Annotated in this window: 23 protein-coding genes; 13 read left to right on the forward strand and 10 right to left on the reverse strand. The window is 71.1% G+C overall.

Annotated features, from left to right (window positions below; translation table 11 throughout):
* Window positions 1–15: 15 nt before the first annotated feature.
* The 4 genes from glpK to JYK02_RS25410 form a co-directional block, all read right to left on the reverse strand.
* Window positions 16–1,500 carry a glycerol kinase GlpK gene (gene glpK / locus JYK02_RS25395; protein WP_207054725.1) on the reverse strand — a complete coding sequence of 495 codons (1,485 nt, stop codon included), beginning with the start codon at window positions 1,498–1,500 and terminating at the stop codon, window positions 16–18.
* 212 nt (window positions 1,501–1,712) lie between these two features.
* Window positions 1,713–1,949, reverse strand: a complete 237-nt coding sequence (locus JYK02_RS25400) for a hypothetical protein (RefSeq protein WP_207054727.1) — start codon at window positions 1,947–1,949, stop codon at window positions 1,713–1,715.
* Between the two features lie 380 nt (window positions 1,950–2,329).
* Window positions 2,330–3,313 carry an SDR family NAD(P)-dependent oxidoreductase gene (locus tag JYK02_RS25405; RefSeq protein ID WP_207054728.1) on the reverse strand — a complete coding sequence of 328 codons (984 nt, stop codon included), beginning with the start codon at window positions 3,311–3,313 and terminating at the stop codon, window positions 2,330–2,332.
* A gap of 22 nt (window positions 3,314–3,335) precedes the next feature.
* Entirely contained in the window at window positions 3,336–3,983 is a 648-nt protein-coding gene (locus JYK02_RS25410; RefSeq protein ID WP_242588886.1) for a TetR/AcrR family transcriptional regulator, read from the reverse strand.
* 41 nt (window positions 3,984–4,024) lie between these two features.
* Here JYK02_RS25410 and JYK02_RS25415 point away from each other — a divergent pair, with 41 nt between their 5' ends.
* Window positions 4,025–4,918, forward strand: coding sequence for an NmrA/HSCARG family protein (locus tag JYK02_RS25415; protein ID WP_207054729.1), 894 nt, complete (start codon window positions 4,025–4,027; stop codon window positions 4,916–4,918).
* Here the strand turns inward: JYK02_RS25415 and JYK02_RS25420 are convergent.
* Entirely contained in the window at window positions 4,915–5,358 is a 444-nt protein-coding gene (locus tag JYK02_RS25420) for a DUF3574 domain-containing protein (RefSeq protein WP_242588887.1), read from the reverse strand. The genes JYK02_RS25415 and JYK02_RS25420 overlap by 4 nt on opposite strands.
* A gap of 93 nt (window positions 5,359–5,451) precedes the next feature.
* Between JYK02_RS25420 and JYK02_RS25425 the strand changes: the two genes are divergently transcribed.
* A complete protein-coding gene (locus JYK02_RS25425) occupies window positions 5,452–5,865 on the forward strand; it encodes a DUF6194 family protein (protein ID WP_207054730.1) in 414 nt (137 codons plus the stop codon).
* Window positions 5,866–5,874: 9 nt separating this feature from the next.
* Here the strand turns inward: JYK02_RS25425 and JYK02_RS25430 are convergent, their stop codons facing one another.
* The 4 genes from JYK02_RS25430 to JYK02_RS25445 form a co-directional block, all read right to left on the reverse strand.
* Entirely contained in the window at window positions 5,875–7,479 is a 1,605-nt protein-coding gene (locus JYK02_RS25430; RefSeq protein ID WP_207054731.1) for a hypothetical protein, read from the reverse strand.
* Between the two features lie 225 nt (window positions 7,480–7,704).
* Window positions 7,705–8,904 (reverse strand): lipocalin-like domain-containing protein, encoded by a 1,200-nt coding sequence (locus JYK02_RS25435; protein ID WP_207054733.1) that lies wholly within the window; start codon window positions 8,902–8,904, stop codon window positions 7,705–7,707.
* Window positions 8,905–8,907: 3 nt separating this feature from the next.
* The gene (locus JYK02_RS25440) at window positions 8,908–11,448 is read right to left on the reverse strand and encodes an FtsX-like permease family protein (protein ID WP_207054735.1); all 2,541 of its coding nucleotides are present in this window, start codon (window positions 11,446–11,448) and stop codon (window positions 8,908–8,910) included.
* Window positions 11,445–12,173 carry an ABC transporter ATP-binding protein gene (locus JYK02_RS25445; protein ID WP_207054737.1) on the reverse strand — a complete coding sequence of 243 codons (729 nt, stop codon included), beginning with the start codon at window positions 12,171–12,173 and terminating at the stop codon, window positions 11,445–11,447. The genes JYK02_RS25440 and JYK02_RS25445 overlap by 4 nt, the downstream gene beginning before the upstream one ends.
* A 227-nt stretch (window positions 12,174–12,400) precedes the next feature.
* On the opposite strand from JYK02_RS25445, the gene JYK02_RS25450 reads away from it, so the two are divergent.
* Window positions 12,401–14,518 carry a hybrid sensor histidine kinase/response regulator gene (locus JYK02_RS25450; protein ID WP_207054739.1) on the forward strand — a complete coding sequence of 706 codons (2,118 nt, stop codon included), beginning with the start codon at window positions 12,401–12,403 and terminating at the stop codon, window positions 14,516–14,518.
* On the opposite strand, the gene JYK02_RS25455 is transcribed toward JYK02_RS25450, so the two are convergent.
* Window positions 14,472–15,287, reverse strand: a complete 816-nt coding sequence (locus tag JYK02_RS25455) for an alpha/beta fold hydrolase (RefSeq protein ID WP_207055324.1) — start codon at window positions 15,285–15,287, stop codon at window positions 14,472–14,474. The two genes, JYK02_RS25450 and JYK02_RS25455, sit on opposite strands and share 47 nt — an antisense overlap.
* A 70-nt stretch (window positions 15,288–15,357) precedes the next feature.
* On the opposite strand from JYK02_RS25455, the gene JYK02_RS25460 reads away from it, so the two are divergent.
* The 10 genes from JYK02_RS25460 to JYK02_RS25505 all read left to right on the forward strand — a co-directional run bounded on the left by JYK02_RS25460 (window position 15,358) and on the right by JYK02_RS25505 (window position 23,739).
* Complete coding sequence (locus JYK02_RS25460; protein WP_207054741.1) at window positions 15,358–15,651, forward strand: DUF3467 domain-containing protein; 294 nt, start codon at window positions 15,358–15,360, stop codon at window positions 15,649–15,651.
* Between the two features lie 57 nt (window positions 15,652–15,708).
* Window positions 15,709–16,461, forward strand: coding sequence for a hypothetical protein (locus JYK02_RS25465; RefSeq protein WP_431603502.1), 753 nt, complete (start codon window positions 15,709–15,711; stop codon window positions 16,459–16,461).
* 44 nt (window positions 16,462–16,505) lie between these two features.
* A complete protein-coding gene (gene hemF, locus JYK02_RS25470) occupies window positions 16,506–17,405 on the forward strand; it encodes an oxygen-dependent coproporphyrinogen oxidase (protein ID WP_207054743.1) in 900 nt (299 codons plus the stop codon).
* Complete coding sequence (locus JYK02_RS25475) at window positions 17,405–17,929, forward strand: hypothetical protein (RefSeq protein WP_207054745.1); 525 nt, start codon at window positions 17,405–17,407, stop codon at window positions 17,927–17,929. The genes hemF and JYK02_RS25475 overlap by 1 nt, the downstream gene beginning before the upstream one ends.
* 173 nt (window positions 17,930–18,102) lie before the next feature.
* On the forward strand, window positions 18,103–19,209 hold the full coding sequence (locus tag JYK02_RS25480) for an Immediate early protein ICP0 (RefSeq protein ID WP_207054747.1): 1,107 nt from the start codon (window positions 18,103–18,105) through the stop codon (window positions 19,207–19,209).
* 63 nt (window positions 19,210–19,272) lie between these two features.
* Entirely contained in the window at window positions 19,273–19,887 is a 615-nt protein-coding gene (locus JYK02_RS25485; RefSeq protein WP_207054749.1) for a sigma-70 family RNA polymerase sigma factor, read from the forward strand.
* A gap of 85 nt (window positions 19,888–19,972) precedes the next feature.
* Complete coding sequence (locus tag JYK02_RS25490; protein ID WP_207054750.1) at window positions 19,973–20,635, forward strand: anti-sigma factor family protein; 663 nt, start codon at window positions 19,973–19,975, stop codon at window positions 20,633–20,635.
* The gene (locus JYK02_RS25495; RefSeq protein ID WP_207054752.1) at window positions 20,632–21,084 is read left to right on the forward strand and encodes a hypothetical protein; all 453 of its coding nucleotides are present in this window, start codon (window positions 20,632–20,634) and stop codon (window positions 21,082–21,084) included. Before JYK02_RS25490 ends, JYK02_RS25495 begins: the two co-directional genes overlap by 4 nt.
* Before the next feature lie 746 nt (window positions 21,085–21,830).
* Window positions 21,831–22,067 carry a chaperonin gene (locus JYK02_RS25500; protein WP_171438659.1) on the forward strand — a complete coding sequence of 79 codons (237 nt, stop codon included), beginning with the start codon at window positions 21,831–21,833 and terminating at the stop codon, window positions 22,065–22,067.
* 52 nt (window positions 22,068–22,119) lie between these two features.
* Window positions 22,120–23,739, forward strand: coding sequence for a phospholipase D-like domain-containing protein (locus JYK02_RS25505; RefSeq protein WP_431603494.1), 1,620 nt, complete (start codon window positions 22,120–22,122; stop codon window positions 23,737–23,739).
* Window positions 23,740–23,761 lie beyond the last annotated feature (22 nt).

The following is a 23,761-nucleotide window of genomic DNA, read 5'->3' on the forward strand; positions in this document are numbered from 1 at the left end:
CTTCGGTGTATCACTTCACGCTCGCGCAACCGCCTGCTTCCACTTTTCCAGGTGGCGCGCGCGGACCTCGGGCTTCATCTTCGGCTTGAAGGTCCGGTCCGCCTTCCATGCGCGGCGGATGGCGTCCGGGCTGGTCCACACGCCCGCGCCCAGGCCGCCCAGGAAGGCCGCGCCCAGGGCCGTGGTCTCCAGGTTGCGCGGGCGGACCACCGGCACGCCCAGGAGGTCCGCCTGGTACTGCATGAGCAGGTTGTTGGCCGCGGCGCCGCCGTCCGCCTTGAAGGTGGGGATGTCCCGCCCGCTGTCGCGGCGCATGGCCTCCGCCAGGTCGTGGATTTGGAGGGCCACGCCCTCCAGCGTCGCGCGCGCCAGGTGGGCCACGGTGGTGGAGCGGTCGATGCCGGCGAACAGGCCCCGCGCCTCCGGGCGCCAGTGCGGCGCGCCCAGGCCCGCGAGCGCCGGGACGAAGACGACGTCGCCGGAGTCCTTCACGCTGGCGGCCAGCGCCTCCACGTCCGGGGCCTTCTTGATGACCTTGAGCCCGTCGCGCAGCCACTGCACGGCGGCGCCCGCGATGAAGGAGCTGCCCTCCAGCGCGTAGTGCGTGGTGTTGCCCAGCTTCCACGCCACCGTGGTGAGCAGCCCCGCGGTGGAGCGCACCGGCTGGGTGCCGGTGTTCATCAGGAGGAAGGCGCCCGTGCCATAGGTGCACTTGGATTCGCCGGGCGTGAAGCACGCCTGGCCGAAGAGGGCCGCCTGCTGGTCCCCCGCCATGCCCGCGACGAGGATGCCGTCCGGCAGGCTGCGCATGCCGCGCGTGGTGCCGTACACCTCCGCGTTGCCGCGAATCTCCGGCAGGCACGCGCGCGGCACGCCCATCAGCGAACACAGCTCGTCGTCCCAGTTGAGCGTGCGCAGGTCCATGAGCAGCGTGCGGCTGGCGTTGGACACGTCCGTGACGTGCGCGGTGCCGCCGGTGAGCTTGAAGACGAGCCACGAGTCCATGGTGCCGAAGCACACGTCGCCGCGCTCGGCGCGCTTCTTCGCGCCCTTCAGGTGGTTGAAGAGCCAGGTGAGCTTGGTGCCAGAGAAGTACGGGTCCAGCACCAGGCCCGTGACTTCACGCACGCGGGGCTCGACCCCTTGCGCCTTGAGCTGCTGGCAGATGTCCGAGGTGCGGCGGTCCTGCCAGACGATGGCGCGGGCCAGGGGCTCGGCCGTTTCGCGGTCCCAGAGGCCCGTCGTCTCACGCTGGTTGGTGATGCCCACCACGGCGATGTCCTTGCCGGTGAGGCCCGCGTCCTTGAGGGCGCGCGCGATGCACCACTCGCTGGTGTTCCAGATGTCGATGAGATCGTGCTCCACCCATGACGGCTTGGGGAAGTGCTGGGGCAGCTCCTTGTAGGAGCGGCCCACCACCTGCAACCGGGTGTCGAGGATGGAGACGTGGGTCCCCGTGGTGCCCTGGTCCAGCGCCAGGACGTATTTCGCCTTCGCCATGCGTGCGGAGCCTCTTTCGTCGGCCAATGGCCGGACACGAAGGGGGACCCTACTCCAAGCGGAGGCGCCCGCAGCGACTGTGCGTGCGAGGTGTCAGGCACCGGGAGCTGTCCGTGGAACGCTCCCGTGCCTGCGTGGGGGTGCCGTGGGGGGGGCGCCTGACCGGGGGAAGTCCACGGTACTTCCCGGCGCCACCCGCGCACGGCGGCCCGCTAATACCCCACTGGCCGCGAGCGGCTGTTCATGAAGCGGCGCAGGCCGTAGGCGCCCAGGCCCGCGAGGACCATGCGGCCCAGGGAGCCGCCCGCGCCGGTGGACTGGCGTCCGCGGTAGCCGTAGCCGATGGGACGGCGGCCATAGGCGCTGCGTCCCCGGTTCCAACCGCCGCCGGTGAAGACGCTCCGGCGGGAGCCACTCAACGCGCCCAGCAGGCTTGATAGCAATGCCATGGTGTCACTCCGTGGTGAGGGGTACGGGCCCGTGCGTCCTTGCCGGGGGTCGGACCCGAAAAGGACGCGCGTGCGTTGAAAGGTGGGCCCTACGCCGTGCGTCGACACCCCATGGCGGAGAATGCGCACGGGGCGCCGTGCCCCGGGCCGGAGGGCAGGCGGGCGGGCCCCACGCGTGCGGTTACGGGAGCCCGAGGAATCCGGATGCATGTCATTGGGAGGGGAAGGCATTGGCAGCCTGCCCTTCGAACGAAAGCCACGCGCGGGTGGGGCTTGTCCCACCCGGTTCCTTGCCTCGCGCGGCGTCTCCACCTTCAGGTTCAGGCGGCAGTACGCATGGGGGTCCGTCATCCCTGTGGGGCGGACCCCCATGTTCTTGTTCAGGCGCGGGGCACGAGCCCCTGCTCGCGCAGGAAGGCCACGGTGCGGGCCACGCCGTCGGTGAGCGGGGTGGGACGGAAGGCCAGCTCGCGCTGCGCCTTGGCCGCGTTCACGCGGGCCTCCCAGCGCATGAAGGACAGCTGGCCGGGGGCGACGAGCGGCGTGAAGGGGAACACGCGCGCAAGCGGCGCGGACACGCGGGCCAGGGCCTCCATGAGGAAGACGGGCGCGACGGCGGGCGGCTTGCCGGCCCCGGCGGCCTGGCTGATGGCGAGCGCCAGGTCCGCGGTGCTGACGTACTGGTCGGCGACGAGGTAGCGCTCGCCGTTGACGCCCTTCTCGGCGGCGGCGAGGTGCACGTCGGTGCAGCCGTCCACGTAGACCACGGACATGCCGCCCGGCGGCAGCAGCGGGGCCTTCTTGTTGAGCAACTGGATGAAGAACGAGTTGAGCCCCACGTGCACCGGGCTGGGGCCGTGCACGGCGGCCGGGTTGACGTAGACGACGTCCAGGCCCTGCTGGCGGATGGCCTCCACGGCGCGCTCGGCTTCCTGCTTGGAGCGCTCGTACGCGGTGGGCTTGGGATGCGGATCGATGTGGGCTTCGGTCAGCTCGCCGCCCCGGGGCGCGGCGAAGACGTCCATGGTGGACGTGTATACCACGCGGCGCACCTTCGCGGCGTGCGCGGCGGACAGGACGTTGACGCTGCCCTGGCGGTTCACGCGGTCGAAGATGGAGTCATCCCGCTGCCACTGCTCCGGCATGCCCGCGGCGTGGAAGACGAGCTCCACGCCGTGCATGGCGGCGGGCAGGGTGCCCGGGGACGTGACGTCGCCCTGCACGAGCTTCACGGAGTTCGGAAGCAGCTTCGCGGCGCGGTCCGGGTCGCGCACGAGCACGCGCACGGAGGCACCCTGCTTCACGAGCCGCTGCGCGATGGCGTTGCCGATGAGGCCGGTGGCCCCGGTGACGAGGACGTTCATGGGCCGGCAATCTAGCCGCAAGTCACCGGTGCCGTGCGCCGCGGGGCTCGGGGCGGCAGCGCAGCCCGTCGAAGAACATCCCGGTGAGGCGGGGGACGCGCTTGGGGTCCGAGGCGTTCTCCGCGGCCGCGAGCGAGATGGCCATGGCCATGCACACCACGTCATCCAGGAGGATGTCGCTTCGCACCTCGCCCGCGTGCTGGGCGGCCTCCAGCAGGCGTTGGCCCTCGGCCGTCGTCGCGTCACAGCCCACGGTGTGGTTCTTGAGGACGATGCCCAGCGACGCCGCGAGCCCCTTGTACATGCCCGCGCTGTGCACGAGCTCCGCGAGATAGACGCGCAGCGCTTCGAGCGGGGGCAGGGACTCCGAGCGCTCACGGCTCTTCTTCGCGAGCGTCAGGAGCTGCTCGTCGCACGTCGCCGCGAGCAGCGCCTCCCGCGACTCGAAGTGCCGGTAGAGCGTCCCGATGCCGACCTCCGCCTGCTTCGCCACGTCCGCGAGTGACGCGTCCGCGCCACGCTCGGAGAACACGGCATGCGCCGCCGCGAGCAGCCGCTCCCGGTTGCGCCGCGCGTCCGCGCGCAAGGCTCCGCCCTTCGCGTCCTCCACAGGCGGATTCTGGCTGTGCTTCGTCTTCACTTGAAAAACGGAGGATAGCTCCGTATCCAACCGGAGCAATCCTCCGTTTAGCAAGCGAAAGGCAGGACCGCATGACGACGAAGCGTGAGACCGTGTTGGTGCTGGGCGCGACAGGACAGCAGGGCGGCGCGACGGCGCGGGCATTGTTGAAGGACGGCTGGCGGGTCCGCGCGCTCGTGCGCGACCCGTCGACCGCGAAGGCCCGGGAGCTGGAAGCGGCGGGCGTGGAGTTGGTGCGCGGAGACATGGGGGACCGCGCGTCGCTCGACCGGGCGGTCGCGGGGGCGTACGGCGTCTTCAGCATCCAGCCGGCCTCGCCCCAGGCGCACTACGGCTTCACGGACGAGGACGAGGTCCGCTTCGGCATCTCCATCGCGGACGCGGCGAAGGCCGCGGGCGTGCAGCATTTCGTGTACACGTCCGTGCTGGGGCTGCATCCCGGCTCGGGCGTGGGTCACTTCGAGAGCAAGTGGCGCATCGAGGAGCACGTCCGGGCGAGCGGCCTGCGCGCGACCATCGTGCGGCCGGGGACCTTCTTCGAGCTGTTGCTGGTGCCGGAGTTCGGCCTGAACCCGCGCGGATTCCAGTTCTTCATGCGTCCGGACCAGCCCATGCAGTTCATCGCGGCGGAGGACATCGGCGTGCTGACCGCGCGCGTGTTCGCGGATCCGCGCACCTACGTGGGGACCACGCTGGAGCTGGCGGCGGAGTCGCTCACCGGCGACCAGCTCGCGGAGAAGATCAGCCGGGCCACTGGCACGTCGCTCTCCTACGCCCGGTTCCCGCCGGAGGTGCTGGAGGCGGTCCCGATGCTGCGCAAGCTGGTGAAGATGATTGATGCGGGAGGGCTGGACGGGGTCGCGGACATCCCGGCATTGCGGCGGCTGGCCCCGGGCCTGCTCACGTTCGACGCCTGGCTGGAGCGCGGCGGCGCCGCCGCGCTCCGGGAGCGCCTCGCGGCCTAGAACGCGACGCAGGGCTGGGAGTCGATGCGCAGCACCGACTCCTGGCGGAACTGGCGCTTGTACTCCTCGCGGAGGGTGTCGATGTCCGCCGAGCGCGCCGCGCTGCCGTCGTGCAGCAGCACGAGGACCTTGCTCAGCTCGCGCACCAGCTCGCCGCTCTCCAGTTCGTACTGGCCGAGCGCGTCGTACACGGTCAGGCCGTCCTGGAAGCGGGGCGTGACGGACGCGTCCAGGAAGGCCTGGAACTCGGCCTCGCTGACGGGCTCGTCGCCCACGCGGTTGCGGCCGAAGTACAGGTCCGTCTGGTACTGGGGACTGCCCACCGTGCAGCGGGGGCCGTCATCGTCTTCACCGCCACACGCCGTGGCGCCCGCCCCTACCGCGAGGGTCAGGCCCAACAACAGGCGTGAGGCAACCGCGGACATGTCCGAGAATGGCATGGATTGGAGTCCCCCAAAGACCGAGAGGGGAGAATGCCCCAGCCGTTTCCGCGCATGCTAGACCTGTCCGGGTCCGACTTCGGGGAGGTGGGCATGACGGGAGCCATCAGTTTGGAAGCCCTGGCGGCGTACATCCGGGATGCGTTCCGGGACGTGCACATGGATGCGCGGACGCCGGACGTCTTCTTCTTCGCGGGAGACGAGCGGCAGCACCCCTTCGCGACCATCGTCACGCGGGACACGGAGCTCGACCACCACTCCAGGCTGGACCGCCCGGGCGTGTTCCGGCTGAACCTGTGCGTGGGCAAGGACAGCTTCCAGAAGCTGTTCCCGGAGCTCGACCCGAACGTCGACTTCACGGCCCTGGACGTGCTGCTGCCGCACCCGGTCCACGCGCGGATGTTCTGGGTGAGCGTGCTCAATCCCAGCCACGAGACGTTCTACGTGCTGCGCCCCTACCTGCGCGAGGCCCACGACCTCCAGCTGGGGCGCAACGCACGGGGCTGACTCACGGCCCTAATCCAGCTTCTTCAGTGCCTGGATGGCACGCGCCAGGGCCTGGAACAGGCGGTTGTTGTCCGGGTCCGCGTAGAACTCGGCCACCAACCGGAAGTAGTCACACAGGCTGCTGTGCTCATCCAGCGCCATCTGGAAGAACTTGAAGAGCTTGGGCAGCGTCAGCTGGGAGTCCATACCGCTGGAGTGCAGGAGGTTGGCGACCTTCTGGATCGACGCGGAGAGCACGGGGTACTTCCCACCCAGCGTCGGATAGAAGGAGGACTCGGTCTTGGCGCCGGGTCCCTTCATGTAGAGGAAGGGACGTCCCCGGCTGAAGGCCAGGGGCACGCTGCCCTCGCCCTCGAAGATGCAGGGCAGCTCCGCGTGCTTGAAGCAGAAGTTGAACAGCAATTGCGGCGTGCGTCCCACCACGAGGATGAGGACCTCGATGCCGGTGTCTTTGAAGACGCCATCCAGCATTCCCCGGACGAGCTGCTCCGAGGGCAGGCTGGGCATCTGCTGGACGAAGACGTTCTTGAGGGGGTTCTTCTCCAGGGCCAGGCAGAGCTTCGCCGTGTTGATGGTGTCGTGGAACACGACGATGACCGCGGGCTTCTTCAACGTGCAGAGCGCGAGCGCGGAGGCGTAGTGGAAGAGGATCTCCGCGGATGAATCCGCTTTCAGGGAGAAGTTGCGCATCAGCCCGTACGCCCCGGCGACGAGGTAGTCGCCCGAGAACAGCACGGAGAAGAGGCACAGGTGGCTCTGGACCCTGCGAGGCCAGCCCGCCCGGCGTTTGTCCTCCTCGCTGCTGTCCTGGGGGACCTGAACGGTCTCCCAACCCTGGGCACTCTTCGCCAGCAGTTGCTGGCATTCCAGGAAGGTGTCGGGGACGAACGGCGGCAGGTAGCCCATCTCTAGGAACTTCGGTTCCTTCTTGCAGAAGTCGTACGTGGTCATCGCATCCACGTCCGGCATCGCGTCGAGTGCTTCCGTGGGGAGCAGGTAGAGCTTCGACTTGCTCGTGATGCTCAGGACCTCGAACTTGTAGGGCTGGAGCGCCAGGAAGCAATTGACGCCCATCTCCAGCGGAGGGACCTCCAGCGCCTGCTCGTCGTTGTTGTCAAAGCCTCCCGTCAGGCAGAGCGGAACGACCTCCTCGTAGCGGTCGAAGTCACTGCGCCCGACCAGCTGGATGCCCGTGTCCTCGGCAATCCAGGGGAAGAGGCCCTTGAGCTCATCCACCGTGTCTGCTTCCGCCACGATGATCTGGAAGGCCCCCTGATACCCGATGGAGCGCAACGTGTAGAGGATGTTGAAGGTGTTCGTCTGATGGCCGAAGTTGAGTGACGCCTCGACGTAGACGCGGATCTTCTTCTGCGCTTTCAGGAAGAGGAGGATGGCCTGGGACACGGGCGGACCCTGGTAGGGGACCACGGCCTTGGAAGAGGAAGAGGTGCTGGGAAGCCCCTGGCTCTGCACGCCAGAGCTGCTGGGGGCGTGCTTGAACTCCAGGAGTTCCACCCGCACGGAGGGGGCGCGCTTGGAGTCGTCCGATGAGGACTTGGACTGACGGGCCTCCTGCAAGCGATTGAAGGGTTCAATCGTCAGCGCCTGGTCCATGGGCGGGACGGAGGCCCGCCTCTTCTTGGGAAGGACCGGCCCTCCCATGCAACGGCAGAGCTTCACGAGCTTGTGGCAGCGCAGGCAGAACATGGCCTGACATGATGCAAACACCGTGTCAGCCCTGGAAGTACGGACAGGGTAGGAAATAGGGGCACTCGGGTGCGTCGTCCCGAGACGCAGCCACGTCCCAACCCGACGCGAGGCACGACGGGGGAAGCCGACTCACGGAGTGCGGCTGCGCACGGTCTCGTCGCTCCGGGGCGAGTCCGCGTACCCGGTCATCTCCAGGTAGCCGCGCCCCTGCACGGGGTTGCCCTCGCGCGTGCCGTCCACCGTCACCGCGCCCTCCCAGTAGCGCACCAGCACCGGCAGCTCCTGGTCCGGGAGCTTCGGCGTCACGGTGAGCGCCAGCGCTACCTTCGGCACCTGGACGCGCCAGCCCGCCGGGTACTCGCCGCCGCGCGGACTCTTCCAGGTCCCCCGTGGCTCCAACTGCATGTCCTCCGCGCGCAGGTGCACGGCCTCGCCCGTCGCGGGGACGTACGTGCCCGCGCTGAACGCGTCCTTCGTCCCGTCCTTCTTGCGCAGCTGGTAGAGCATCAGCTCGCTGCCGTCGGTGAACTGGAGCGCGAACCAGTCCCAGCCCACCTGGTCGCCGCTCAGCGCGCTGGTGCTCCACTCGCGGTCCATCCAGCTCTCGCCCTTCACCTGCACCGTCTGCCCGTCCACCGACACCGTGCCCCGTGAGGGCATGCGCGACAGCGAGTAGTAGTAGGACGCGTTGCCCCGCTGCGGCCCCTTCTGGCTCAGGCCCTTGTCACCCTGGAGCACCGGCGGCTTGCCCTCGTCCAGCGTCAGCTCCAGCGTCACGCCGTCGCCCTGCGCGCGCAGGTGCATGGGCCACGTGCCGTCCGGGCCCTCGCCGCGCACGTCCCAGTCCTGAAGCCAGACATGGAACGGCGTCCCGTCCGCGCCCGCCAGCCCCTGCGCCGCGCGGCTGAAGCGCTCCGTGACGTGGAACCGCCCCGCGCTCACGTCCGTCAGCGTGAAGTGGCCCATGAACACCTGCCGCGTGCCCCAGCCGGACTCGCGCCGTGGCTTCTCCGGCGCCAGCGCGCTGCGGAACAGCGTGAACTGGTAGCCGAAGGCCCGCCCGTCCTGCGTCTCCAGATTCCCCGTCCAGTACCACCACTCGGTGCGGAAGTCGGGGTGGGGGCCGTGGTCCTCCGGGAAGCGGAAGGGCCGGGGCTCCATCGCGCGCGCGTAGCCCTCCATGTTCCCGTTGCCGCCCATCGCGGACGCGACCGTCATGCCGCCGCTGTTCGCGGAGCCGGTGTCCTCCGTGTCCCGCAGCACCACGCCCACCGCCGCGCCCAGCGCCGCGAGCACCAGCACCACCCCGATGACGAGTCCCCGCCCCATGCCTCACTCCTCCCGCAGCGCCATGGCCGGGTTCGCGCGCGCCATGCGCCACGCCGGGTACAACCCCGCGAGCGCCGCCGCCACCAGGGCCAGCACCAGTGCCTGTCCCACCACGCCGGACGACACCACCAACTGCAACGTCCACCCGAACGAGCGCTGGTTGATGACGTGCACCAGCACGTAGGCCAAGGCCAGCCCCAGCGGGATGGAGAACAACCCCGCGAGCAATCCCAAGAGCCCCGTCTGCAACGACACCATGCCCCAGAGCTGTCCCGGCGTGAGCCCCGTCGCGCGCAGCACCGCGAACTCGCGCGCCCGCTCCAGTTGCAGCGACATCAGCGCGCTCAGCACGCCCACGAACGCGACGCCAATGGCCAGCAGACGCAGCACCTGCGTGATGGTGAAGGTGCGGTCGAAGACCTCCATGGACGCCTGCCGCAGCGCCCGGTTCGCGCGCACGTTCAACGCCTGCTCACCGCCCGCGCGGTCGCGCACCCGGGCCACCAGCTCGTCCACGTCCTGTCCGGGCGCGGCGAAGAGGGACAGGCCGGACACGCCCCGGTCCTCGTACCAGTGCTCGTACGTCGCGCGCGGCATCAGCACCGTGCCCACGTCCGAGCCGTAGTCGAAGTACACGCCCGCCACGCGGAAGTCGTGCGGCCCCTTGTCCGTCGCGACGCGCAGCGTGTCGCCCGCGTGCACGTCCCGGTGGAACGCGAAGGGCTCCGACACGATGAGCGCATCCGGGGATGCATCCAGCTGCCGCCACACGTCCTCCGCGCGCCCCTCCTTGAAGCGGTACGTCCGCTCGTGCCCCCTGGCGAAGTCCACCGCCAGCAGGTCCGTGTCCACGTCGTTGATGCGCACGTGGATGACGCGGATGGAGCCGCTCGCCTCGACGCCCGGGGTGGACCGCAGCTTCTCCGCGAGCCCGGGCACCAGCGAGGAGTCCCCGCGCCGCGCCACCAGCGACGGCGGGGACACGAACACGTCCGCCTGCAACGCGGACTCCAGCCACGCCGCCACCGTGCCGCGGAAGCTGGACACCATCAGGCCCACGCCCACCGTCGTCGCCACCGCGACCATCAGCGCCGCCAGCGCCACCGCCGTGCGTGACAGGCTCGCCGTCACGCCGCGCGCCGCCATGCGGCCCAGGGGACCGAACAGCGCGCCCAGCGGCCGCGCCGACGCCACCGTCAGCTTCTCCGTCACCCAGGGCACCAGCAGCGCGCTGCCCAGCAGTACGGCGAAGAGCCCCGCGTACGCGGGCAGCAGGGCCTGCGTGGGCCACGCGAGCACCGCCGCCGCGACGGCCAGGATGAGCACCCCCAGCACCGCCAGCCGGGGCGCCCGGTTGCGCGACACGTCCTCCACCGTCGAGCGCCGCAGCGCCGTCACCGGGGCCGCGCGCGCCGCCTCCCACGCGGGCACCAGCGCCGCCAGCACCGTCGCGCCCAGGCCCAGGCTCAGGCCCTTGATGAGCGTGAAGGGCTCCAAGGACAGACGCCGCACGTTCACCACGAAGTACAAATCATTGATGGTGCGGGTGATGAGGCCCACCAGGCCGCTGGCCATCAGGATGCCCAGCAGCAGCCCCGCCGTGGTGCCCACGATGCCCAGCATCAGGGCCTCTCCCAGCACCACCGCGAACAGCTCGCCGCGCGTCACGCCCACCGCGCGCAGCCGGCCCAGCATCCCGCGCCGCTGCACCACGGAGAACGTCATCGTGTTGTAGATGAGGAACATCCCCACCACGAGCGCCAGCAGCGACAGCGCGGTGAGGTTGGTGCGGAACGCGCGCGTCATCTGCTCCACCGTGCCCGCGCGTCCGGAGGTCTGCACCAGCTCCGCGCCCGGCGGCAGTGTGGCCCTCAGCGGCGCGGCCTGGGCCTCTCCGCCCTTCAGGCGCAGGTCCACGCGCGTCAGCCGGCCTTCCATCCCCAGCACCTCCTGCGCGGTGGAGATGTCCGCGATGAGCAGCGACTCCAGCGCGCGCTCCGTCGTCTCCTGCGCGGGCGTCAGCAGGGCCGACACGCGCAGTTCCCGGCGCAGCCCCGTCACCGTCACCGGCAGCGTGTCCCCGGCCTTCACGCCCAGCGCCCGCGCCGTCTTCGCGCCCATCACCACCGTGCCGGGCCGCGTGAGCAGCGCGCCCACGTCGCCCACCGCGTTGCCGGTGGAGAAGTCCCGGAAGGGGCCTTCCGCGAACGGATCCAGGCCCAGCAGCGTGAGCGTGCGCTGGTTGCCGCCCTCCACCTGCACGAAGCCCTGCACCACGGGCGCCGCGTCCGGTGCGTCCGGCCGGAGCTTCAGCGCCGTGTAGACGCCCTCCGGCAGGCCCGACGTGCCGCCGGTGATTTGATGCGTGGCGCGGCCCGCGACCACGTCCGTGGACTGCTCGAAGGCGCGCAGCGCGCTGCCGCTCGCCAGGTCGATGGACACCACCACCGCCACGCCCATCGCGATGCCCAGCAGCGACAGCGCCGTGAGCCACGGGTGCCCGCCCAGGTGCCGCAGGCTGGAGCGCGCGAGCAGCGTCCTCATGGCGTCGTCCCCCGGCCGCGACCGCCAGGGCGGTCCACCAGCCGTCCATGCTCCAGCGTCAGCACGCGGTCCGCGCGCGCCGCCATCGCGGGCTCGTGCGTGACGATGAGCGCGCACGCGTTGCCCTGCCGCGTGAGCCCCTCCAGCAGGTCCAGCACCTGCCCGCCCGTCTCTTCGTCCAGGTTGCCCGTGGGCTCGTCCGCCAGCAGCAGCGGCGGGGCGTGAGCCAGCGCTCGCGCCACCGCCACGCGCTGCTGCTCGCCGCCGGAGAGCCGGTCCGGGAAGCTGTTCGCGCGGGCACCCAGCCCCACGCGTCCCAGCAGCTCCCGCGCCCTCGCGCCAGCCTCCGCGCCCGAGCGGCCGAGCAGCTCCAGCGGCAGCCGCACGTTCTCCTCCACCGTCAGCGTGGGCAGCAGGTTGAAGGCCTGGAAGATGAAGCCGATGCGCTCGCGGCGCAGCAGTGTGCGGTCGCGCTCCGGGAGGCGCCCCAGGTCGCGGCCCTCCACCAGGATTTCGCCGTGCGTCGCCTGGTCGATGCCGCTGATGAGGTTGAGCAGCGTGGACTTGCCGGAGCCGCTGCGGCCCAGCAGCACCACGAACTCGCCCCGGTGCAGGGCGAGCGACGTGCCGGAGAGCACCTCGCGCACGGAATCGCCTTCCGCGTAGGACTTGGTGACGGCGCGCAGTTCGACGAGGGGCCGCGAATCGGGAGGAGAGGAAGGCATGCCGGGCATCCGACATAGCCGATGCCCGGCGCACGGGAGCGTTTCCGCGCCGGTACGAGACGGATGCCCGCTACTGGACGCCAGCAGCGCCAGGGAGCGCTCAGCCCAGGACACCTGGCAGGTTGGCGGGGTTGCTTTTCGTGCCATCCGGCACGTCCCGGTGTTTGATGGTCACCTCTTCTCGCCTGAAGGCCCTGCCTTCCGCCGGGGATGGGGGGGCCGTACACATGAACGATGCCCAAGCCGGGTGGGTCGCGGCGCCCGGCGGCGTGCCTCCGAGGCTGCATGAGCTGCTTCAGCAGCTCCCCGCCTTCTTCGGTCTGTATCGCGGCCCCCTCCACCTCATCGAGTTCAGCACCTCCACGCGGCTGACGCTGCTCGACACGCGTGGCCAGGTGGGCCTGCCGCTGCGGGAGGCCTGCCCCCTGGTGGTCGGCCACGGCTGGCACGACGCCTGGGACCGCGTCTTCACCACCGGGGACGCCCTCCACCTGCGCGAGGCCTCCGCCCGCGTGCGCCCCGGCGACGAGGAGCTCTTCTTCAACCTCTCCCTGCTGCCGCGCCGCGACGCGAAAGGGGAGGTGGAGGGCGTGCTCGCCTTCGCGGTGGACGTGACGGAGCTCGTGTGCACCCGCCGCGCCGCGTGGACCACCGCGGCCTGGCGCACCGAACGCCTGCAGGCGATGACCGCCGCGCTCTCCGAGGCGCTCACCCCCGCGCAGGTGGTGGAGGTGGCCGCGCGCGAAGGCGCCCTCGCGATGGGCGCCCTCACGGGCCTGGTGGTGGTGCCCGAGGGCGCGACCCTGGACGTCTTCGAGCGCGCCGCCGCGCACGGCTTCTCCCCGGGAGAGCTGGAGGGCTGGCAGCGCTTCGTGGTCTCCGCGACGTGCCCCCTCACGGACGTGACGCGCACGCGCGAGCCCTGCGCGCTGGGCTCGTGGACGGAGTGCATGGCGCGCTATCCGCGCCTCGCGCAGTTGGCCCGGGAGCGGACCCTGGAGGCGTGGGCGGCGGTGCCCCTGTTGAGCGGCGGGCGCGTGTTCGGCGCGCTGGGCCTGGGCTTCGGCGACGCGCGCGACTTCGACGCGGCGGAGCACGCCTTCCTGCTGACGGTGGGCCGGCTGTGCGCGCAGGCGCTGGACCGCGCGCGGCTGTACGACGAGGAGCGCGCGGCCCGGAGCGTCGCGGAGGCCGCCAGCCGCGCCAAGGACGCGTTCCTCGCCACGGTGTCCCATGAGCTGCGCACGCCGCTCACGTCCATCCTTGGCTGGTCGCAGATGCTGCGGCAGGGCCTGCTCGGTGAAGACAAGCGCCAGCGCGCGGTGGAGGCCATCGAGCGCAACGCCCGCGCGCAAAGACAGCTCATCGAGGACCTGCTCGACATCAGCCGCATCGCCAGCGGCCGGCTGCGCCTGGAGTCCGTGCCGCTGGAGCTGGGCAGCGTGGTGGAGGCGGCGCTGGATGCCGTGCGGCCCACGGCGCTCGCGCGCGAGCTGACGCTCGACGTCTCCGTGGACGCGGACGGCGTGCCGCTCTTCGGCGACCCGGACCGCTTGCAGCAGGTGGTGTGGAACCTGCTCTCCAACGCCATCAAGTTCACCCCGCCCGGCGGCCACGTGACGGTGTCCGCGCGCACGCGCGGCGAGGGCGCGGAGCTGGTGGTGCGCGACAGCGGCGAGGGCATCCCGCCCGACTTCCTGCCCTGCCTCTTCCAGCGCTTCCAGCAGGCGGACACCAGCGTGAGCCGTCAGCACGGCGGCCTGGGCCTGGGGCTGTCCATCGTGCGGCACCTGGTGGAGCTGCACGGCGGCGCGGTGACGGCCGCCAGCGAGGGGCTGGGGAAGGGCGCCACGTTCACCGTCGTGCTGCCCAACTCGCGCGTGGGCAGGAAGCCGGGCTCCTCGCGTGAGCCACGCCCCGTGGAAGGGCTGACGCTGCCGCGCTTCCCGGAGCTGGAGGGCCAGCGCGTGCTGGTGGTGGACGGCCAGCCGGACGCGCGCGAGTGGATGTCCGTGCTGCTCACCCGCGTGGGCGCGCACGTGCTCACCGCCACCAACGTCACCGACGCCATGGACGAGGTGCGCCGCTCCCCGCCCACGGTGCTGGTGACGGACGTGACGCTGGCCGGCGAGGACGGCTATTCGCTGCTGTACCGGCTGCGCGCGCTGCCGTGGGATTCCGGAGGCGGCGTGCCCGCGCTCGCCGTCACCGCCGCCGCGCGCCGCGAGGACCGCGACCGGGCCCTGCGCGCGGGGTTCAGCGCCTTCGTCACCAAGCCGCTGGACGCGGTGGAGCTGCTCACGGCGGTGGCGCGTCTTGCGCCAGGTCCTCCGGCGAGCTCCTGAAGTCCTCACGCCACGGCTGGAGGAAGTCGCCCACCTCCCGGGACAGCCGCGCTCCGCACACGTCGCGCGGGATGATGTGGAAGCCCTCCGGATAGGCGACGAGCCGCACCGCCGGGGACGCCGTCATCCGCCGCGCGAGCCAGCGTCCGCCCTCGGGATCCACCACGTGGTCCTGCTCCGCGGTGGCCACCAGCACCGGGCAGCGCACGCGGGCCGCGTCCACCACCGCCAGGTCCTGGAGCGTGCACAGGTCGCGCAGCCGGGCCACCGGGAACGCGGGCAGCACCGGCGCCTGCGCCAGGGCCTCCGGGTCGGAGATGTCCGTGCCGCCCTTGTCCACCCAGGGCGTCGTCCACTCGAGCAGCGGCGTGCGGCACAGCTGGCGCACCAGCGCCATGCGCGCGCCCCGGAAGCGGATGGCGGGCGCCACCAGCGCCAGCGCGTGCACGGCCTCCGGTTGGTTCGCGGCCAGCCGCAGCGCCAGCAGCGCGCCCATGGACAGTCCGGCGACGAACACGCGGCGGTACCCGGAGAGCGAGGCCAGCGCCTGGTCCGCGCACGCCTGCCAGTCGCGGTAGTCCACGCGCAGCATCGCCTCCGGCGTGGTGCCGTGGCCCGGAAGCCGGGGCGCCACGACGCGCATCCCCCGGGCGGCCAGGGCCTCGCCCAGGGGGCGCACCTCCCATGGGCTGCCGGTGAAGCCATGCAGCAGCAGGCAGGCGTCCGGCCCCCGCCCCAGCGCGAAGGGCGCGGTGGACTCCCCGTCGATGTCCCGCCAGCGCGTGCTCACGGGGAGGACACTGGCCACGGCGGGCCCCAGGCGCTATGCCGCCTGCCTCATGGCGGACACTCCGACGAAGCCTCCCGAAGTGCAGCTCCAGGTGCAGATGACCGAAGAGGTCTCCAACGGTCAGTACAGCAACCTGGTCCTGGTGAACCACACGGACTCGGAGTTCGTCCTGGACTTCCTCTATGTCCAGCCGCAGCAGCCGCTGGCCCGCGTCCGCTCGCGCATCATCACCAGCCCGCGCCACGCGAAGCGCCTGCTGAAGGCGCTCCAGGAGAGCGTGCAGCGCTACGAGTCGCGCTACGGCCCCGTCCCGCTGGACGAGGAAGAAGGCCCCCGGCACTGACACGGCGGGTCATCCAGGACTTTCCCTGGCGGCCGTTCCCGGCGCACACTGCGCGGCATCGTGTTCCGAGCCCTCGTGTTCGCCGCTGCCCTGCTGTCCGCCGCCCACGCCTCCGCCCAGTGCACGGGGGACGGCGTGCAGCTGTATCCCGCGCCCGGAGGCATCGTCCCCACCAACATGCGCCTGTTGCTGGAGGGCGTGGGCACCGCGAAGTCGCCCGTGCTGGGGCTGGTGGGCAAGCCGCTGAAGCTGGTCTCCACCGACCACGAGGTGAAGCTCAAGGTCACCAAGGGCTGGGAGAGCTCGCTGGGCCGCGCGACCATCATCCTCAAGCTCGCGGAGCCGATGCAGCCCGACAAGCGCTACTTCCTGAACCTGCAGGAGGTGCTCCCCAACGTGTCGCTGCTCAACGGCCAGGTGGGCGCGCAGCCCTCGTGGCTGAGCGGCAAGGGGCCGGACGCGAAGGCCCCCAAGTGGGTGAAGCGCCCCGCGGTGTCGGAGGGCTTCGTGCGCCGCTCGCCCCAGGGCATCGCGCGCTTCGTGAAGCTCAACCTGGCGCTGCGCGAGGAGAGCCCCGCCTTCCTGGTGGTGAAGCTGTCGCCGCGCCGCCTGGGCCTGTCCCCCCAGCAGTACCTGCTGCCCGTGCAGGGCAACACCGCTTATCTGGGCCATGAGGCCTGCGGCGGGGCGTTCGCGCTGGAGGACGGCCGCAGCTACCGCGCGCGCATCGAGGCCTTCGATGCAGCGGGCAACCTGGCGCCGTCCACGCCTCCCGTGGACTTCGAGGCCCCGTCCGCCCAGGGCCCCTAGTAGTGTGTCCGCCCGTTCAACCCCGCGAAAGGGAGACAACGGGCATGACGGCGACGGTGGACGTGGAGGGCTTGAAGGGGCGCATGGCCGCCTTCATCCAGAAGCTCCAGGACGACATCTGTGGCGCGCTGGAGACGCTGGACGGCCAGGGCCGCTTCCGCGAGGACGCGTGGACCCGCCCGGGCGGCGGCGGTGGCCGCAGCCGCGTGCTGGAGGAGGGCGCCGTCCTGGAGAAGGCGGGCGTCAACATCTCCATCGTCCACGGCGAGCTGGAAGAGGCCTTCGCGAAGAAGCTCCAGGGCGAGGGCCGCACCTTCTGGGCCGGCGGCCTGTCGCTGGTGCTGCACCCGCGAAGCCCGCACGTGCCCACCGTGCACGCCAACTACCGCTTCATCCACCAGGGCGGCCGGGCCTGGTTCGGCGGCGGCGCGGACCTGACGCCGTACTACCTGGACGACGAGGACGCGGCCCACTTCCACCGCACGCACAAGGCCGCGTGCGACGCGCACGACCCCACGTACTACCCGCGCTTCAAGGCCGCGTGCGACCACTACTTCCACCTGCGCCACCGCGGTGAGGCGCGCGGCGTGGGCGGCCTCTTCTTCGAGAACATGGGCGGCGAGCTGGAGCGCGAGTTCGCCTTCGTGCAGGCGTGCGGCAACAGCTTCATCCCCGCGTACCTGCCCATCGCCCAGAAGCACAAGGACACGCCGGTGACGGAGGCGCAGCGCTTCTGGCAGGAGGTGCGCCGGGGCCGCTACGTGGAGTTCAACCTCGTCTACGACCGGGGCACCATCTTCGGCCTGGAGACGCAGGGGCGCACGGAGTCCATCCTCATGTCGCTGCCGCCGCGCGTGCGCTGGCGCTACGACTACCACCCGGAGCCCGGCACCCCGGAGGCCCGGCTGGTGGAGGTGCTGCGCAATCCCCGGGAGTGGGCCTGATGTCCACGGCACCGCAGCCCGGCGAGCCCACGCCCGGCCCCGCGCGCCCGCGCAACACCGGCGTGCGCCTGGGCATCGCCGTCACCGTGTTCGCGGCGATGGCCGCCACCGCGCTCTTCATCTTCCGGTTCTCCGCGATGAAGGGCGGGGCCGCGTCCCCGGAGCAGGTGGCCAACGAGGCCCGCATCCAGGTGCTGGCGCTGTGCGACGCGGTGCAGGGCTTCCGTGACGAGCACGGCGACTACGTGACCATCGCGCCCTATCCCGTCCCCGTGCCCCAGCGCGGCGAGGCCGTGCCCTTCCCGAAGGACCACGAGGACTTCCGCCGCATCGGCTTCGACCCCGGCCCCGCCGTGCACCTGCAGTACGAGGTGCGGGTGGAGGAGAGCCCCGTGGGCGAGCCGGAGGTGTCCTGCCTCGCCCGCGCGGACACGGACGGCGACGGCCTCAACGCCCTCTACCGCATCCGTCTGGACGCCAACGGGATGACCACCCCCGTGGAGGTCGAGCACGAGGGGGAGTAGCCCCCCATGCAACTCCGGGTTCTCGTTGTGAGAGAATCCAGGCCATGGGAAACGTCGGCGACATCCGCGGCCCCCGTGGAGGTGGGACTCACGGCCCCGGCGGGCCCCGCTCCGGAGGTGGGCCCTCGGCGCCCGCGCCCTCGTCGCCGGCCTCTCCGTTCCGCGATGACGGGATGGAGACCTCCACCCCCACCACGTCGCCCGGCGACCGCACCCGCATCGGGGCCCCGCCCGTGGGGCTCCCGCCGGAAGTGGACGGCGGCGCGCCGCTGGAGCCTGGAGAGCCCACGCTGCCCGGCGAGGGGTTGGAGGCCGGCGGCGAAGGCCTGGAGCCCGGCGACTCCGCGGACGGCACGACCCAGGACGTGGGCGCGCGCTCGGTCCGCGTCGGCGTTCCCACCCGGGGCCCGCTGCCCCCTCGCACCGACAAGGGCGGCGGCACGACGCGGCCGCCGCGCGCGGACGCCGGCACGGGCTTCGAGTCTCCGGGCACCGCCACCCCCCAACCCCCCCGGCGCAAGGCCGGCGACGGCTTCCGGACGCCCGGCTCCGCTCCCACCACCGCCAGCCCCTACCTGGGCGCGGGCGAGGCGCGCGGACCGGTGCTGGACGTGGAGTCGCTCATCCCCTCCGACCTGGAGGACCTGGGGGATCAGCTCGCGGTGGGCAAGCGCTTCGCGTCGGACGGGGCGCTCTTGGCCGCGCAGGTGCGGCCCTCGTCGCTGCCCTCGTCGGACCGGGTGGCCCGCCTCTGGGCCTTCTTCGCGGCCTACGCGGAAGCCGCCGCCCAGCACCCGCCCGCGCCGGAGGCGAAGGCCGCCTTCGCGCAGGCCCTCAAGGACCAGGGCTTCGCCGGGCTCCAGGACGCCCACACCGGGCAGAACGGCGTGGAGGCCGGGCTCTGGGTGATGGACGCGCCCACCCCCGGGGAGGCCCGCGAGCGCGCGGACGCCGTCCGGCTGGAGCCCCCGCCCGACGTGCGCCACTCGGAGCAGGCCGCCCCGCTCACCCCCGGCCTCTACCAGCCCCTGCCCGGCCCCTTCGTGCGCCGGGACGCCCAGGGCCAGCCCCTCCAGAACGACGACCCCCACGACCGCAACCGCACCGACCGCCGGCTGGGCGGCCGGATGTTCTGGAACGTGCTCCACGCCTTCCGGGCCGGAGAGGACACGGAGGACTCCGCCGTCTCCCAGGCGCAGTGGGACCGCATGGTGTTCGGGGCGGTCCTGGCCATGGTGGGCGTGGCCCTGGCCGCCATCGCGCTCGTCAGCTCGCTCTAGAAGCGACGGGCCGCGTCGAAAGCCTTGGGGTTCGCGCGGCCTGTGGTACGGTGCCGCACTCTCTTGGCCACCGACGACCTTACACTCGTCAAGCGCGTCCGCAGCGGGGACCAGCGCGCCTTCAAGCTCCTCGTCGAGCGTTACCAGCGCAAGGTGTATGCCGTCGCGCTCGGAATGCTGAAGGACAAGGAGGAGGCGATGGACGTCTCCCAGGAGGCGTTCGTCAAGGTCTACAAGTACCTGGACCACTTCAAGGGCGACGCGTCCTTCTACACGTGGCTCTACCGCATCACGTCCAACATCTGCATCGACGTGCTGCGCAAGCGCCGCGGCGGCGGCGAGGCCGTGGAGTTCGACGAGACGCAGGACGTGGACCTCTCCGAGGCCCGCATCGGCGCGCTGGGCAGCCGCCTGGGGACGAACCCCCAGAAGAGCGCCCTGCGCAAGGAGCTGGCGGAGAAGATCCAGGAGGCCCTGGCCACGGTGCCGGAGAAGCACCGCGCCATCCTCCTGCTGCGCGAAATCGAGGGAATGTCCTACGAGGACCTGGCCCGCACGCTGGACATCCCCAAGGGCACGGTGATGAGCCGCCTGTTCCACGCGCGCGCCAAGGTGCAGAAAATCCTGGGAGATTACCTGGAGCTGGACGAAGCCAAGAGCGGGGTGGGCAACGAATGAGGGTGCCAGAAAGGCCTCCTCGAATATCTGTGGGGCCGAGCGCGTCCCCACCGACGAATTCCCACCAGCCCGCAGGGTGAAGAGTATGGCCGGAAATCCCGCGTGTGAGCGTTTCGTACCGCTCCTGTCTCCCTACATCGACGGTGAACTCGCTCCCGGGGAGCGCGTCAACGTGGAGCGGCACCTGGCCGCCTGCCGGGATTGCACGGGCCGCGCGGCGGACCTGCGCGCCGAGTCCGGGCTGCTGCGGGTGGGCCTGGACATGGCGGTGGACGACGTCGACTTCAAGGACTTCGCCCAGAAGGTGATGGCCCGGGTGACGCCGGAGAAGCCGCCCCTCATCGAACGGCTGCGGCTGGCCCTGTCGGAGATGTTCCTCTACCAGCGCACGGCGATGATCTCCTCGCTGGCCACCGCCGCGGTGGTGCTGCTGGTGGCGCTGCCGCTGGTGCTGCGCGACAACGCGCCGGAGGGCTACGCCGCCGAGCGCATGACGGTGAAGTCCATCCAGTCCTACCAGGGCGCCCGCGTGGCCCCGGTGGTGATGGAGACGGAAGGCGGCGGCTCCATCATCTGGATGGTGGACGAGCAGGAGGAGGCTCCGGACACCGTGAAGGGCGCCGCCGGGCAGCAGAAGAAGCCGGGCGCGGTGGAAGGCCAGGAATCGAGCGTGGAGCCGGAGGGCGAGGAAGGGCAGCCGTCGCCGGCGCCGTCCGTCCCGCCGCGGCCCACCGGAGGAGCGCTATGACGAAGCCGACGTGGGCGGTGCTGGCACTGCTGTTCGCCGTGGGCCTGGTGCTGGGGCCGGCGGTGGCCTCCGCCCAGGAGCAGAAGGTGAAGGTCCAGGTGGAGGTGGTGCTGGCCTCCAACAAGGGCACGGTGGTGGACCCGCCGGAGCTCGGCAAGATGAAGGAGGCGTTCCAGAAGCAGAACTTCAGCTTCACCTCCTTCAAGCGCATGTCGCTGGACACGGTGGAGGTGGGCGCCCAGAAGCCCACCGAAGTGAAGCTCCCCAACGGGACCAACGCGTCGCTCCAGCTGCTGGGCATGAAGGACGGCAGCGCCACGCTGCGCGTCATCATCCCGAACCAGTCCTCCGTGGAGGTGGAGCTGGGTCGCCAGGGCGCCGTGTACCAGAAGGCCGGCAAGCACGTGGGCGGCGAGCTCATCCTCGTCCTGGTGCCGCCCTCGAAGTAGCCGTTGTCGTGAGCCGTGACGGATGCGCGCCGCCCTCGGGCAGGCGCCGTCCGGTGGAAGCACCTCCCTGACGCCTGGAAGGCCCCCTGTTCCCCGGGCGGCCCCGCGTCAGGGTCCCACTCCTGCTGAATCTTCCCCACTCCTCGCACATCCACCCCTGCGTGGGCGGTGTGCTGTCCCGGTGTCGGAGCGCTCCGTCCCACGTTCGACGTGCGCCGGGGTGTGCCTGCGACCGCGGGGCAGGAAAGAGGGCGGAACTACCTGGAGCCGGGCTGAAAGAAAGTCAGTCCTCCCAAATGCTCAGGGCATTCCCTCGGCTTTCTTCCCTCGGAAAACGCTGGGTTGGGCGACGGCACGGCAGTTGCTCTTGGGTCTGAGGGCAGGACGGGCGGGACGGTGGGCGGGCAGGGCGGCGGGGCGGGGCGGGGCAGCACGGGGCGGTACGGGGCAGGGCGGGTCGGGGCAGCAAAGGCAGGACGGGGCAGCACGGGGCGGTACGGGCGGGACGGGGTCGGGGCAGCAAGGCAGGACGGGGCGGTACGGGGCAGGGCGGGTCGGGGCGGTACGGGCGGGACGGGGTCGGGGCAGCACGGGGCGGTACGGGGCAGCAAAGGCAGGACGGGGCAGGGCGGGTCGGGGCGGTAAGGGCGGGACGGGGCAGGGGCAGCACGGCAGGACGGGCGGTACGGGGCGGTACGGCACATCACGCAGACGGGCAGACACTTCATCCTCAGGAGACAAAGACCATGGCGACCAAGACCCAGAAGCAGACCATCCAGCGCAAGGCCCGTCAGATGAAGGCGAAGACGGTCAAGGCCGTGTCCTCCGCTGGCAAGCAGGCGAAGCGCGTGCAGGTGACGCTCGGCGACCTGATCGCCGCGGCCTTCGACACCGTGGGCGGCGAGGCTCGCAAGGTGGCCAAGGTTGTCTCCTCGACCGACATGACGCTGGCGACCGGCAAGCACATTGTCTTCGTGGGGTGATGCTTCCGCCGGCCGGGCGCGGACGACATCAGGGAATCCACTCCAGGGCCAGGTGACCGACGTGAAACCCATTCTCATCCCCGGACGCAATTGCTGGACGCGGACGGAAACGCATGACGCGGGCGTGCTGGTGGACGCCCGGGACTACTACCGAGAGCTGTATCGGGCCATCCGGAAGGCCCGCCGCTCCATCGTCATCACCGGTTGGCAGTTCGACAGCGACGTCACGTTGCTGCGCGGTGAGGACCTGGAAGAGGCGAACGGCGGCGAGGTCCGGCTGCTGCCGCTGTTGGATCAGATGTGCCGGGAGAACCCGGAGCTGCACGTCTACATCCTCGCCTGGGACTTCAGCATGCTGCTCGCCATGGAGCGCGAGTGGATGCAGAACGTGCTCTTCAACTGGACCACGAACGAGCGGCTGCGCTTCCGCTTCGACTCGTCCAGCCCGCTCTACGGCGCCCATCACCAGAAGCTCGTCGTCGTCGACGGCGTGATGGCGTTCACCGGCGGCATGGACGTGTGCGACTGCCGCTGGGACGACCGGGATCATCCCGCGCGCTCGAAGCTGCGCTGTGACTCCGGACGGGACCCGCACGGGCCCTACCACGACGTGCAGACGGTGCTGACCGGCCCCGCGGTGAAGCCGCTCGCGGAGCTGTTCGAGGCCCGCTGGGCGCACTCGGGTGGTGGTGAAATCCACCTGGAGCCCGTGAACCGCGACGACATGACTTTTGAAGCGACGATGCCCGCGCCTCCGGGCCCGGTGGCCATCAGCCGCACTTTTGGAAAGACCCTCCTGCCGCCGCAAGCGGAGGTGCAGGAGATCCGCGCGCTGTACGTGGACGCCATCGACGCGGCCGAGCGCTTCATCTACATCGAGAATCAGTACTTCTCCTCGCGCGCCATCTACGACGCGCTCGTCAAACGCATGCGCGCGGCCGGACGGCCCCGGCTCCAGGTGATGCTGGTGCTGCCCCGTCAGCCCGAAGCGCTGCGCGAGCAGATCGCCATGGGCGTGGCCCAGGTGCGCCTGTTGCGCGCGCTGCGCGAGGTGGCCTCCGAAACGGGCCACGGCTTCGCGGTGTACGGCTCGGCGGCCAAGGACGAGGACGGCTCGGACGTCTTCACGTACATCCACTCGAAGGTCCTCATCGTGGATGACACGTTCATGACCATCGGGTCCGCGAACACCACCAACCGCAGCCTGGGGTTGGACTCGGAGCTGAACCTGAGCTGGGAGGCGCAGGCACCCGGAGACGACGTGTCGCGCGCCATCCGCCGCGTGCGCGTGTCCCTGATGGCGGAGCACGTGGGCCTCGCGGGTCCGGCCGCGCTGCGCCCGCTGGTGGCCGCGACGCACATGGTGGAGACGCTGGACGCGCTGGCCCACGACGGACAGCACCGGCTGCGTCCGCACCCGCTGGAGACGGTGTTCGACCAGAACCCGCTCTTCAAGCCGCTGGAGCCGGAGGAGTTCCTCATCGACCCGGAGGAGTCGGTGCTGGACGAGTCCCTCTTCGAGGCCCTGCACAAGGGCGACGACGGCCTCTTCGCTTCCGGCGTGCGCCTCTTGTCGCGGTGGCTGGTGGGCAAGCCGTGTGACACCACCCGGCACAGCGCCATCCTGCCCTGCGCTCCCGTGCAGGAGGAGGGCGGGACGCTAGGGAACTGAGCAGGGTGGGCGCGCGGCCTGG

This window comes from Corallococcus macrosporus, assembly GCF_017302985.1.
Taxonomy (GTDB): domain Bacteria; phylum Myxococcota; class Myxococcia; order Myxococcales; family Myxococcaceae; genus Corallococcus; species Corallococcus macrosporus_A.

What these genes read in the sequence shown, in the direction of transcription:
- glpK (WP_207054725.1), bottom strand. Translation starts at nt 1,500, where the DNA reads ATGGCGAAGGCGAAATACGTCCTGGCGCTGGACCAGGGCACCACGGGG.
- JYK02_RS25400 (WP_207054727.1), bottom strand. Translation starts at nt 1,949, where the DNA reads ATGGCATTGCTATCAAGCCTGCTGGGCGCGTTGAGTGGCTCCCGCCGG.
- JYK02_RS25405 (WP_207054728.1), bottom strand. Translation starts at nt 3,313, where the DNA reads ATGAACGTCCTCGTCACCGGGGCCACCGGCCTCATCGGCAACGCCATC.
- JYK02_RS25415 (WP_207054729.1), top strand. Translation starts at nt 4,025, where the DNA reads ATGACGACGAAGCGTGAGACCGTGTTGGTGCTGGGCGCGACAGGACAG.
- JYK02_RS25420 (WP_242588887.1), bottom strand. Translation starts at nt 5,358, where the DNA reads ATGCCATTCTCGGACATGTCCGCGGTTGCCTCACGCCTGTTGTTGGGC.
- JYK02_RS25425 (WP_207054730.1), top strand. Translation starts at nt 5,452, where the DNA reads ATGACGGGAGCCATCAGTTTGGAAGCCCTGGCGGCGTACATCCGGGAT.
- JYK02_RS25430 (WP_207054731.1), bottom strand. Translation starts at nt 7,479, where the DNA reads ATGGACCAGGCGCTGACGATTGAACCCTTCAATCGCTTGCAGGAGGCC.
- JYK02_RS25435 (WP_207054733.1), bottom strand. Translation starts at nt 8,904, where the DNA reads ATGGGGCGGGGACTCGTCATCGGGGTGGTGCTGGTGCTCGCGGCGCTG.
- JYK02_RS25440 (WP_207054735.1), bottom strand. Translation starts at nt 11,448, where the DNA reads ATGAGGACGCTGCTCGCGCGCTCCAGCCTGCGGCACCTGGGCGGGCAC.
- JYK02_RS25445 (WP_207054737.1), bottom strand. Translation starts at nt 12,173, where the DNA reads ATGCCTTCCTCTCCTCCCGATTCGCGGCCCCTCGTCGAACTGCGCGCC.
- JYK02_RS25450 (WP_207054739.1), top strand. Translation starts at nt 12,401, where the DNA reads ATGAACGATGCCCAAGCCGGGTGGGTCGCGGCGCCCGGCGGCGTGCCT.
- JYK02_RS25460 (WP_207054741.1), top strand. Translation starts at nt 15,358, where the DNA reads ATGGCGGACACTCCGACGAAGCCTCCCGAAGTGCAGCTCCAGGTGCAG.
- hemF (WP_207054743.1), top strand. Translation starts at nt 16,506, where the DNA reads ATGACGGCGACGGTGGACGTGGAGGGCTTGAAGGGGCGCATGGCCGCC.
- JYK02_RS25475 (WP_207054745.1), top strand. Translation starts at nt 17,405, where the DNA reads ATGTCCACGGCACCGCAGCCCGGCGAGCCCACGCCCGGCCCCGCGCGC.
- JYK02_RS25480 (WP_207054747.1), top strand. Translation starts at nt 18,103, where the DNA reads ATGGAGACCTCCACCCCCACCACGTCGCCCGGCGACCGCACCCGCATC.
- JYK02_RS25490 (WP_207054750.1), top strand. Translation starts at nt 19,973, where the DNA reads ATGGCCGGAAATCCCGCGTGTGAGCGTTTCGTACCGCTCCTGTCTCCC.
- JYK02_RS25495 (WP_207054752.1), top strand. Translation starts at nt 20,632, where the DNA reads ATGACGAAGCCGACGTGGGCGGTGCTGGCACTGCTGTTCGCCGTGGGC.
- JYK02_RS25500 (WP_171438659.1), top strand. Translation starts at nt 21,831, where the DNA reads ATGGCGACCAAGACCCAGAAGCAGACCATCCAGCGCAAGGCCCGTCAG.